Genomic DNA, 12,440 nt, shown 5'->3' with positions numbered 1-12,440 from the left:
CCGCCGACCGAGAAAGACATTGGACTATGAGACACCGGGTGATCTGTTTTCAGCAGCCCTTGCCAATGGCATTTGAGCGTTGCACTTGAAATGCGAATGTAAGGCCGTCTGAAAAACATTTCTGCTTTTCAGACGGCCTTTGTTTATACGTTAACTTAAATCAAACCACTACCCTGCGCTTTTTGCTTAGCTTGACCAAATTCCAATTTACTCAATGCCGACAAATAAGCCTTAGCTGTTGCCACCAATACATCGGTATCCGCGCCTTGGCCGTTCACCACGCGATCACCGCGTTGCAAGCGAACCGATGTTTCGCCTTGGCTTTCCGTGCCTTGGGTCACGGCATTTACCGAATAAATCTGCAACGTCGCTTGGCTTTGCGCCACGCTTTCGATGGCTTTGAAAATCGCATCGACAGGACCTGAACCATTGGCCGTTGCGCGATGCTCGCTACCATTTACGCTGAACACGATTTCGGCAGTCGGCAATTCGCCGGTTTCGGTATGAATTTTTTGCGAAATAAATTTGTATTGCTCGGTCGCCAAGGTCATTTCGTCGGATACCAAAGCATGCAAATCTTCATCGAAAATTTCGCGTTTTTTATCAGCCAGCTCTTTAAAGCGGGCAAACGCGGCATTCAGCGCTTCTTCACTCTCCAATTCAATGCCCAATTCTTGCAGCTTGGTTTTGAAGGCATTGCGACCAGACAATTTACCCAAGCTCAAGCGGTTGGTTGACCAGCCTACCGATTCGGCCGACATGATTTCGTAGGTTTCACGGTGTTTCAACACACCGTCTTGGTGAATACCTGATTCGTGGGCAAACGCATTGGCGCCGACGATGGCTTTGTTTGGCTGCACCGGATAGCCGGTGACGGTCGAAACCAATTTGGAAGAAGGCACGATTTGCGTGGTGTCGATGCCGGTTTCCAAGCCGAACAAATCACTGCGTACTTTCAGCGCCATCACGATTTCTTCGATAGACGCATTGCCCGCGCGCTCGCCCAAGCCGTTGACGGTACATTCCACTTGACGCGCGCCGCCTTTCAATGCGGCCAATGAGTTGGCTACAGCCAAGCCCAAATCGTTGTGGCAGTGTGCCGACCAAACCACGCGGTCGCTGCCTGGGGTTTTGGCAATCAGTTCACGGAAAAATTCTTCAGTTTTGTAAGGAATCGAGTAGCCGACAGTATCCGGAATATTGATGGTGGTCGCACCGGCTTCAATTACCGCGCCACAAATTTCGGCCAAAAAGTCGATTTCGCTGCGCAATGCATCTTCACATGAAAATTCAACATCATCGGTGTATTCTTTGGCAATTTTCACGGCTTTTACTGCAGCTTCCACCACTTGCTTCGGCTTCATTTTCAGCTTGTATTCCATGTGGATCGGGCTGGTGGCAATGAAGGTGTGAATGCGCTTGTTTGGCGCCGGCGCAATCGCTTCACCGGCTTTGCGGATGTCGTTTTCAACTGCACGAGACAACGAACAAACCGTTGATTTGGTGATGATTTTGGCAATCGAATTTACCGCATCCCAGTCACCCGGGCTGGCAGCGGCAAAGCCGGCTTCAATCACATCAACACCCAATTTTTCCAATTGACGGGCAATGCGGATTTTCTCTTCTTTGGTCATCGCGGCGCCGGGTGATTGCTCGCCGTCACGCAGGGTGGTATCAAAAATAATTACGCGGTTTGTTTGTGTCATGTCATTTCTCTCCAGAGAATCTTGTTTTTTTAAAAAGCATTCAAGTCTAAGCGGCGGCCTTGTGCTTCGGCTAGGGCGGTTAATTTTTGCAATTGTGCCAAAGGCAATGAGCCTCGGGTGCGCCATTTATAGATGGCGGCAGTGGTTGCGGCATTTTCGGGATCGTGTTGCTTCAGCGCTTCGGCCAACGCGTTCACTCCGCCGAAATAAGCAACCAAGCGGTCGATGTCCAGTTGCATGATGTTCCTTGTCTAAAACTTTAGAAATTTTTTAGTTGAGTTGAAAAGCATTATACGCAAATTGGACAAAACGACAATAATTTTTTGCTAAAAACCGCATAAATATTTTTATGAAGCTAAATTTTTTATACATATTGTCTAATTTAATCATTATTAATGAGGCCGTCTGAAAAATATAGTACACTCTGCGATCTCTGCAAATATATGATTTACCATGAATTCGCTGATTCCCACTTCTCAACATACCGAAATCGAATGGCGCAACCAAAGCACGCAAAAGCCGCCGCAAAAAGCAGTTTATCTGCACGACGCCAATACCGACACGGTATTAAAAGCTGCCTACGAACACACCGCCACGGTTTGGACAGGCGATTTTCACCAAGCCAAACAAGTGTTGGCAGCCATGAAAAAGCGTGTACGCAAACCGGCTAAATCGAAGAAGACACCAGCAGATGTTCAGACGGTCTTTCATACCCACCGCATGCAGCAGGCGCAACAAAGTCGCGTAATCAATATGTTGGCAGTAGAAATCGGCGCAGGATTCACGCTCAACATTTCCCGCGCGCCCGACATCCGCCCTGCGCTGCTGGACGTGTTTGGCGAAGAAAACGACCATGCTTTTTTATTGCCGCTGAATCAGCTGCTCGGTTTTATCGGCGCGCATGAATGGCACAAAAAAGGCATTCATCTCGAAGCTTTAGGCGGCAAGATTCATGTGCCCTTTGGCGTATTTTCGCCTTTGCGCGGCGAATATTTAGACTTAATCGCCGCCGCACCACTCAACCCAAACGTTCAGACGGCCTTTGACATCGGCACAGGCTCAGGCGTGATTGCCGCCCTGTTGGCCAAACGCGGCATCGCCCACATCACCGCCACCGACACCAATCCCCAAGCCATCGCTTGCGCCACAAAAAATATTCGCAATCTTGGCTATGAACAGCAAGTTAACATTCAGGCGGTAAACCTGTTCCCTGAAGGGTGTGCCGATTTAATCGTCTGCAATCCGCCTTGGCTGCCCGCGAAACCCACTTCGACCATCGAAACCGCCTTATACGACCCCGAACACGGTATGCTCAAAGCGTTTCTCAACGGTGTGGGCAAACATTTAAACGAAAGCGGCGAAGCGTGGCTGATTATTTCCGACTTGGCTGAGCATTTACACCTGCGTCACGCCGACGATTTACGCACATGGTTTCAGACGGCCTCATTAGCAATCATCGATGTGCTGCACATCAAACCGCAACACAGTAAAGCCACCAATCCCAACGATCCGCTTGCTTTTGCCCGCCTGCAAGAAACCACTTTCCTCTACCGCTTGAAAGTGGCTTAAAACGCGCCATATACAGGCCGTCTGAACGTTTCAGACGGCCTATTTCATTTTTTAAGAAAGCAAGCATGAACACTGCTCTTATCCGCCCCGATATTGAAAACAGCCGCAGCTACCGCTTAAGCCGCCTGCTCAAGCGCTATCTTGATGATTATTATCTCGATGGCTTTATCGGGCTGTTCCCCGTGGCGGGCGATGTGTTCAGCCAAACATTTAATTTGGTGTTTGTGTATATTTCGCTGTTTAAAATCCGCTCGATTCCGCTCACGCTGGTGGTGATTTTCAACAGCCTGCTGGATTTGTTGATTGGTTTGATACCGGTATTAGGCACGATTTTGGATTTTTTCCACCGCTCTTACAAACGCAATTTCCTGCTGGTAGAAGGCTTCAGCCAAAACAATCCGCAGATTATCCGCAAAGTTCACGGACAAGCTATTTTTGCGGCGGTGGGTATTGTGGCCGTGGGTGCGGCTTGTGTTTGGCTGATTCAAAACCTGTTTATGCTGCTGGAACAAGGCTGGCAAATGTTGTTGAATTGGCTGTAAAACCTGCCTTACTGATACATCGGCACAACTTATAACCAAACACCATAAGATAAGCAAAATCGATTCTTTCCTATTTTTTCAGACGGCCTTTAACATGCCGACATTGCCAAAATAAGAAAGAACACAACATGAGCCATTATCCTATTTTTGCCGATTTGCACGGCCGCGCTGTTTTGCTGGCGGGGGCTGGCAAGGTTGCCGAGCGTAAGGCGGAAAGCCTGTTGAAAGCCGGTGCCGTTGTCCGCGTGGTGGCGCAAAAGCTGAATCCGGCTTTTCAAGCATGGAAAAGCGAAGACAGCATTACTTGGCTGGGCGGCGTGTTTCACGATTTTTATTTGGACGATGTGTTTTTGGCCGTTGCCGCTACTGATGACCACGGCTTTAACCAACGGATTTTCCAAGCGGCCGAAGCACGCGGCAAATTTTGCAATACGGTTGATACCGCCGACTTATGCTCGTATATCGTGCCGGCCATTATTGACCGTAGCCCGATTCAAATCGCCATTTCCAGCGGCGGCACTTCGCCTGTGTTGGCACGAAAATGGCGGCAAATCATCGAAACGCTGCTGCCGCTACACACCGGAAAAATGGCGGCCATCGCGGGCAAATGGCGTAGTCGCGTAAAAGAAAAAATCGACGGCACGGAACACCGCCGTCGCTTTTGGGAACATTTGTTCGACAGCCGCTTTAACGCGTTAACCGCACAAGGCAACCTCGAAGCCGCGGAAGCCGAATTATCCGCCCAGCTTGACGGCTACCAGCCTGCCAAAGGCGAAGTGGTCTTGGTTGGTGCGGGGCCGGGTGATGCCGGTTTGTTGACCATTCACGCTTTGCAGGCGATTCAGGCGGCGGATATTGTGTTGTATGATGCGTTGGTGTCAGATGAAATTCTGGGCATGGTGCGCAAGGATGCGGAAAAAATCAGCGTCGGCAAGCGCGCGGGCTGCCATCATGTACAGCAGGAAGAAACCAATCAATTGTTGGTGAAATACACCTTACAAGGTTTACGCGTGGTGCGTTTGAAAGGCGGCGACCCGTTTGTTTTCGGGCGCGGCGGCGAAGAAGCGCAAGTACTGCGTGCAGCCGGTGTGCCTTATCGCATTGTACCGGGCGTAACCGCTGCTTTGGGCGCGACGGCATATGCCGGCATTCCACTGACGCATCGTGACTGTGCGCAAAGTGCGCTGTTTGTTACCGGACACAGCAAACACGACGGCGACCAGCCTGATTGGCGCACTTTGGCATTAAGCCATCAAACTTTAGCAATTTATATGGGTACACTACGCGCTTCGGTGATTGCAGAAAAATTGGTTGAATACGGCCGCAGCGAAGATACGCCTGTTGCTATTATTTCCAACGGCACCCTGCCGAACCAATTGGTACAAACAGGCTGTTTGAAAGATTTACCGCAAATGGCAGAAAACGCGCCGCGCCCTGCTTTGATGATTATCGGCGAAGTGGCGGCATTGCGTGATGAATTGAAATGGTTTCAAGAAGGTTATGCTGCTTAATCGTTAATAAGTATAGCTCACAAATCAAAAAGGCCGTCTGAATTTTCAGACGGCCTTGTGTTTCATAGGGTTAGGCAGCAATTAATGCTGCCGTATGCCTATTATTTTTTCTTCTGCGCCGGCAAGTCGGTACAAATACCCAATGCCACTTCAGCAGCCATACCGATCGATTCACCCAAAGTCGGATGCGGATGGATGGTTTTGCCGATGTCTTCGGCATCACAGCCCATCTCGATAGCCAGACAGATTTCACCAATCATGTCGCCACCGTTTGGACCGACAATACCGCCACCAATAATTTTGCCGGTTTCGGCATCAAAAATCAGTTTGGTAAAGCCGTTGTCGCAGCCGTTGGCAATGGCACGACCAGAAGCCGCCCAAGGGAAGTTGGCTTTGGTGATTTTGCGGCCTTCTGCTTTGGCAGACAACTCGGTTACACCCACCCAAGCCACTTCAGGCGCAGTGTAGGCAACACCCGGAATCACGCGCGCATCGAAGAATGCTTTGTGACCGGCACAGTTTTCTGCGGCAACGTGGCCTTCGTGAACGGCTTTGTGCGCCAACATAGGCTGGCCGACAATATCACCAATCGCATAAATGTGCGGCACATTGGTACGCATTTGTTTGTCGACTTCGATAAAGCCGCGGTCGGTCACAGCCACACCGGCTTTTTCCGCACCAATCAGCTTACCGTTAGGTGCACGGCCTGCAGCGACCAACACAGCATCGTAGCGTTGCGGCTCTTTCGGTGCGTTTTCGCCTTCAAAAGTCACATACACGCCGTCTTCTTTAGGCTCGACAGCCACGGTTTTGGTGTTGATCATGATGTTGTCGAAACGGTATTCGTTGGCTTTTTGCCATACTTTGACCAAATCACGGTCGGCACCTTGCATCAAGCCGTCCATCATTTCAACCACGTCTAAGCGTGTGCCCAAAGTGCTGTATACCGTACCCATCTCCAAGCCGATGATACCGCCGCCGATAATCAACATTTTGCCCGGCACTTCTTTCAGCGCCAATGCGCCGGTTGAATCGAAAATGCGCGGATCTTCAGGGATAAACGGTAACTTGGTGACGCGGCTGCCCGCAGCGATGATACAGTTTTTGAACGCAACGGTTTTCTTCTCGCCGGTTTGCGTGGCTTGTTCGTATTCGTCGCTGGTGGTCAACGCCACTTCCATGTGGTTAGGACCAACGAATTGGCCTTCGCCTTGGATAATATCGACTTTACGACCTTTGGCCATGCCTTTCAGGCCGGTGGTTAAACGATTCACTACGCCTTCTTTGTAGCCGCGCAGCATGTCGATATCCAATTCTGGCTCAGGATATTTAATGCCGTTGGCTGCCAAGTGGCGCACTTCATCAATCACGGCTGCATTGTGCAGCAAAGCTTTTGATGGAATACAACCTACGTTCAGGCAGACACCGCCCAAGGTGCTGTAGCGCTCAACGATGGCTACTTTTAAGCCTTCGTCAGCAGCGGCAAATGCAGCTGAATAGCCGCCAGGGCCGCCGCCCAAAACGACTACATCGTATTCGGCATCAGCAGTACCGGCAAATTGCGCGGCTTGTGGTGCAGGCGCAGCTTGTTTCGGTGCTTCTTGTGCCGGCGCTTCGGCTTTAGGGGCTTCTGCTTTTGGTGTTTCCGCAGCTGCGCCTTCGGCCTCGATAACAGCAATCAAGCCGCCTTCGGAAATTTTATCGCCGACTTTGACTTTCACTTCTTTTACCACACCCGCAGCTTCAGCAGGCACATCCATGGTGGCCTTATCGGTTTCCAAGGTAATCAGCGTGTCTTCCAGCGCGATGGTGTCACCCGCTTTAATTTCCACGGCAATAATATCTACATTTTCGTGACCGCCGATGTCGGGCACTTTCAATTCGATTAAGCTCATTTTTAGCCTTTCTGGTTAGCCGTCTGAAAGATTTCAGACGGCATCAACATCATTCAAACTTAGCGTGTTGCGGCAAGCCTTGAAGCCCGCCGCACACTTCGCCGATTACAAACTAATGCGGCGGAAGTCTTTCAACAGGTTGGCCAAGAATACGGTGAAACGCATACCGGCCGCGCCGTCGATTACACGGTGGTCGAAAGACAGGCTCAATGGGCACATCAAACGCGGCTCGAATTCTTTACCGTTCCAAACCGGTTTCATTTGCGATTTGCACACACCCAAAATAGCCACTTCAGGCGCGTTCACAATCGGGGTAAAGCCGGTGCCACCGATACCGCCCAAGCTGGAAATGGTAAAGCATGCGCCTTGCATTTCTTGCGGTTTCAGCTTGCCTTCGCGGGCTTTTTTCGACAATTCGGTCAACTCTTGGCTGATTTGTTTCAGGCCTTTTTGATCCACATCTTTAATCACCGGTACAACCAAACCGTTTGGCGTATCGGCAGCAAAACCGATATTGAAGTAGTTTTTCAATACCAAGTTGTCGCCGTCTAAAGAAGCGTTGAATTCAGGGAATTGTTTCAAGGCTGCAACGGAAGCTTTGATGATGAAGGCCAAAGGCGACAATTTTACGCCTTCGCGTTCCCATTCTTTATTCAGCTGTTTGCGGAATTCTTCCAATTCGGTCATGTCCGCATCTTCATTTACGGTCACGTGTGGAATCACCACCCAGTTGCGCGACAGGTTTTGGCCTGAAATTTTCTTAATGCGCGACAACTCTTTGACTTCAATCGAACCGAATTTGCTGAAGTCCACTTTCGGCCATGGCAACAAGTCCAAACCACCGCCCAAAGATGCGCCGGCTGCAGCAGGAGCAGCTTTGCCCGCACCACCTTGCATGGCAGCTTTAACGAATGCTTTAATGTCGTCGCCAACGATACGGCCTTTCAAGCCAGTACCTTTTACTTGACCTAAGTCCACACCCAATTCACGCGCCAATTTACGCGCTGATGGGCCTGCGTGTGCTTTGGCAAAAGCGGCTTCATCAACCGGCGTACTGCCGAATGCGGCAACTGGTGCAGAAGCAGCAGGTGCAGCGGCTTTAGGGGCTTCTTGAGCAGGAGCCGGAGCAGCTTCAGCAGCTTTAGGTGCTTCAGCAGCAGGTGCAGGTGCGGCAGCAGCGCCACCGGCAACTTCAACTTCAATAATTGCCGAACCTTCAGATACTTTATCACCCACTTTAATCAACACGGATTTCACCACGCCGGCAGCGGTAGATGGCACATCCATGGTAGCTTTATCGGTTTCCAAGGTAATCAGCGTGTCGTCTTCGGCAACGGTGTCGCCGACTTTGATTTCAACGGCAATCACGTCAACATTTTCATGACCGCCGATATCCGGTACAGCCACAGTTACCGTGCCACCTGCAGCGGCAGGTGCAGCAGCTTGAGCCGGCGCAGCGGCAGGTGCTTCTGCTTTGGCTTCTTCAGCTTTAGGCGCTTCGGCAGCAGCCGGTTTTTCTTCAGCAGCTTCAGCACCGGTTTCCACCAGCAAAATCACGCCGCCTTCAGAAATTTTGTCGCCAACGCTGACTTTCACTTCTTTCACCACGCCTGCGGCATCGGCAGGTACGTCCATGGTGGCTTTGTCGGTTTCCAAAGTAATCAGGGTATCGTCAACCGCGATGGTGTCGCCGGCTTTGACTTCTACGGCGATAATGTCCACGTTTTCGTGACCACCGATATCGGGTACTTTAATTTCTACGATTTGACTCATCGTTTTATTCCTTAGTTGTGCTGCAACGTTTATCGTCGCAGTAAGGTTTTTTGAAACAGATACGTTTGTTTTCAGACGGCCTTTATTTTGTAAGGCCGTCTGAAACATCAGCCTTGCATGTTTAACGCTTGATTTTGAATAAGAATAACATTCAAAATCTGTTTTCAGACGGCCTGTTTATCACGAGGCCGTCTGAAACGTTTTAGCGTTCCCAGCTTGGTGCGGTATCAGTGGCGATACCGTATTTCTCAATGGCTTGTTGTACGGTTTCTTTGCTTACTTTACCTTCATCGGCCAAGGCAGCCAAAGCGGTAACGGCTACGTTGTAGCGGTCAACTTCAAAGAAGCGGCGCAGATTTGCACGGCTGTCGGAACGGCCGAAACCGTCGGTACCCAACACGTGGAAATCGTTTGGAATGTAGGCGCGGATGCGTTCTGCAAAGCTGCGGATGTAGTCGGTAGCAGCAACGACCGGGCCTTCATGGCCTTTCAATTGTTGCGCCACAAACGGCAACTTAGCTTCCTCCAACGGATGCAGACGGTTGTAACGTTCTACTTCCATGGCATCGCGGTGCAATTCGTTGAATGAAGGACAAGACCACACGTTGGCTTCCACGCCGAAATCTTCTTTCAGCAATTTCGCGCCGGCCATCACTTCTTGCAAAATGGTGCCCGAACCCATCAATTGAACTTTCTTGTCAGATTTGCCGCCTTCTTCCAGCAAGTACATACCTTTCAAGATTTCTTGCTCAATGCCTTTACGTTGTGGCAAGGCCGGGTGGGTGTAGTTTTCATTCATCAAAGTCAGGTAGTAGAACACGTCTTCGTTTTCTACATACATGCGGCGCAATGCATCTTGAATAATAACCGCCAATTCGTATTGGAAAGTCGGATCGTAAGATACACAGTTTGGAATCAGATCAGCTTGAATTTGGCTGTGACCGTCTTCGTGTTGCAAGCCTTCACCGTTCAAGGTTGTACGACCGGCAGTACCGCCCAACAAGAAACCGCGTGCGTGCATGTCACCTGCTGCCCATGCCAAGTCGCCAACGCGTTGGAAACCGAACATTGAGTAGTAGATGTAGAACGGAATCATGGCATAGCGGCTGTTGGCGTATGATGTTGCCGCAGCAATCCAGTCGGCCATTGCGCCCGGCTCATTAATACCTTCTTGCAGAATTTGACCGTCAACTGATTCTTTATAAAACATCAATTGGTCTTTATCTTGCGGAGTGTATTGTTGGCCTTTAGGATTCCAAATACCGTATTGGCGGAACATGCCTTCCATACCAAAGGTACGACTTTCATCCGGCACGATCGGCACAATACGTTTACCAATTTGCTTGTCTTTCAACAAAGTTGACAAGATGCGGACAAACGCCATAGTGGTCGAGAACTCACGATCGCCGCTTGATTGCAATTGACCGTCAAATGCGCTCAATTCAGGAATCGGCAAGGCTTCGTTGTTCGGGTTGCGTTGCGGCAGGTAACCACCCAAGGCGTTACGGCGTTCGCGCAAGTATTTCATTTCTTCGCTGTCTTCGGCAAAGCGGTAGTATGGCAAGTCACCGCTGTCGATTTGCTCGTCAGTAACATCGATGCCGAAACGGTCGCGGAATTGTTTCAGCGATTTTACGTCCATTTTTTTGGCTTGGTGGGCAACGTTTTGACCTTCACCTGAAGCACCCATGCCGTAACCTTTAATGGTTTTTGCCAAAATCACAGTCGGACGACCACCGGCATTGTTTACCGCTTCATGGTAAGCTGCATACACTTTGTGTGGGTCGTGACCACCGCGGTTCAATGCCCAAACTTCTTCGTCAGACATATTGGCAACCAAGGCTTTCAATTCAGGCGTATTGAAGAAATGCTCGCGCACATACGCACCGTCTTTAGATTTGTAGGTTTGGTAGTCACCGTCCAACACCTCTTCCATGCGTTGTTTCAAGGCATTATTGGTATCGCGCGCTAACAAGGCATCCCATTTACTGCCCCAAATCACTTTTAATACGTTCCAACCGGCTCCGCGGAAGTTGCCTTCCAATTCTTGGATGATTTTGCCGTTACCGCGTACCGGGCCGTCCAAGCGTTGCAAGTTACAGTTGATGACGAAAATCAAGTTGTCCAAACCTTCGCGGGCAGCCAATGCAATCGCACCTTGAGATTCCGGTTCGTCCATTTCACCGTCGCCACAGAATACCCAAACTTTACGGCCTTTGGTTTTGCTCAAGCCGCGTGAATCCAAGTATTTCAAGAAACGTGCTTGGTAAATCGCCATCAACGGACCCAAGCCCATTGATACGGTTGGGAATTGCCAGAAATCAGGCATCAAGTGTGGGTGTGGGTAAGAAGGAATACCTTTACCGTCCACTTCTTGACGGAAGTTGTCCAGTTGTTCTTGAGTCAAGCGACCTTCAACGAATGCGCGGGCATAAATACCTGGCGCAGCGTGACCTTGGAAGAACACCAAATCGCCTTCTTCACCTTCACCTTTAGCGCGCCAGAAGTGGTTGAAACCGACGTCATACAGCGTAGCAGCCGATTGGAAAGATGCGATATGACCACCCAATTCCAAATCTTTTTTACCTGCACGCAACACCATGGCAGCTGCATTCCAACGAATCGCAGAGCGGATGCGGTGTTCCAATTCGTGGTTACCCGGAGATTTCTGCTCTTTACCCACAGGAATGGTGTTCAAGTACGCAGTGGTGGCATCAAACGGCATGTGAACGCCGCGACGACGGGTGTATTTCACCAAATTTTCCAGCAGGAAGTGGGCGCGTTCGGTACCTTCAGTTTCTAAAACCGAGCTTAATGCATCCAACCATTCCTGTGTTTCAATCGGATCTACATCGTGCAATTGAGTGGACATATCAGTATCCTTATATTGGGTTACAAACACCGACTTCGAAAGCATTCTTTCGAGTCGATTCGTATATTTTCAATTTAGAAAATTTAGTTTTCTAAATTGAATATTTAAGCGAAACATATGACGGTTTTCCCGCCAAAACATCTGATTTACAGGTAAAATTTACCAATGCTGCTTGATGACAGCATTTGTCACAATTACCCTACTTAAAAAGACGACTTAAATCCTATCAGTATTTATTCCGACTGGCAAACCAATCGGATGAATTATTCAATAAAAATCAAATTTTTTCGGCCTAAATTTTTGTGCAATTTTCCAGAAAATTCATATTCGAAATAAATCGAATATTTTATTTTCGTATTGAGCGTCATTACCACCATTTAAGAAAAAGAGTATCTTCGCTTTAACTTTCGTTTTCTAAGCAAAAAAGCGTAAAGATTTAAATAGGTAAAATTCTCATTTGCATTTTAAATACATGGGTATACGGATTTAATGGTTGATGGGTCACCTTCACCCCATCAATCTGATACCACCCTCAGATGGTTGATAGATCGACTCCGTAGTTGAGTTCCTCT

At 49.4% G+C, this 12,440-nt stretch carries 6 protein-coding genes and 1 pseudogene; 3 read left to right on the top strand and 4 right to left on the bottom strand.

The features are described from left to right. Positions 1-155: 155 nt before the first annotated feature. A pseudogene (locus CRG49_RS10630) lies at positions 156-1,945 on the bottom strand (2-isopropylmalate synthase). Positions 1,946-2,159: 214 nt separating this feature from the next. Here CRG49_RS10630 and CRG49_RS10620 point away from each other — a divergent pair. The 3 genes from CRG49_RS10620 (at position 2,160) to cysG (ending at position 5,328) form a co-directional block, all read left to right on the top strand. Further along, positions 2,160-3,275, top strand: a complete 1,116-nt coding sequence (locus CRG49_RS10620) for a class I SAM-dependent methyltransferase (RefSeq protein ID WP_095502797.1) — start codon at positions 2,160-2,162, stop codon at positions 3,273-3,275. Positions 3,276-3,340: 65 nt separating this feature from the next. Then, positions 3,341-3,817, top strand: coding sequence for a DUF4112 domain-containing protein (locus tag CRG49_RS10615; RefSeq protein ID WP_095502798.1), 477 nt, complete (start codon positions 3,341-3,343; stop codon positions 3,815-3,817). A gap of 128 nt (positions 3,818-3,945) precedes the next feature. Then, positions 3,946-5,328, top strand: a complete 1,383-nt coding sequence (gene cysG / locus CRG49_RS10610) for a siroheme synthase CysG (RefSeq protein WP_095502799.1) — start codon at positions 3,946-3,948, stop codon at positions 5,326-5,328. A gap of 101 nt (positions 5,329-5,429) precedes the next feature. On the opposite strand, the gene lpdA is transcribed toward cysG, so the two are convergent. From lpdA to aceE, 3 genes are all read right to left on the bottom strand, one after another. Next, positions 5,430-7,223, bottom strand: coding sequence for a dihydrolipoyl dehydrogenase (lpdA, locus tag CRG49_RS10605; protein WP_095502800.1), 1,794 nt, complete (start codon positions 7,221-7,223; stop codon positions 5,430-5,432). Positions 7,224-7,328: 105 nt separating this feature from the next. Continuing rightward, the gene (gene aceF, locus CRG49_RS10600) at positions 7,329-8,996 is read right to left on the bottom strand and encodes a dihydrolipoyllysine-residue acetyltransferase (protein WP_095502801.1); all 1,668 of its coding nucleotides are present in this window, start codon (positions 8,994-8,996) and stop codon (positions 7,329-7,331) included. A gap of 202 nt (positions 8,997-9,198) precedes the next feature. After that, a complete protein-coding gene (aceE, locus tag CRG49_RS10595; RefSeq protein WP_095502802.1) occupies positions 9,199-11,868 on the bottom strand; it encodes a pyruvate dehydrogenase (acetyl-transferring), homodimeric type in 2,670 nt (889 codons plus the stop codon). Positions 11,869-12,440 lie beyond the last annotated feature (572 nt).

This window comes from Neisseria sp. N95_16 (assembly GCF_002551535.2).
In the GTDB taxonomy this organism is placed as follows: Bacteria; Pseudomonadota; Gammaproteobacteria; order Burkholderiales; family Neisseriaceae; genus Neisseria; species Neisseria brasiliensis.
Note: the sequence above shows the minus strand (reverse complement) of the source record. Positions and strands in the feature narration are given on the sequence as shown.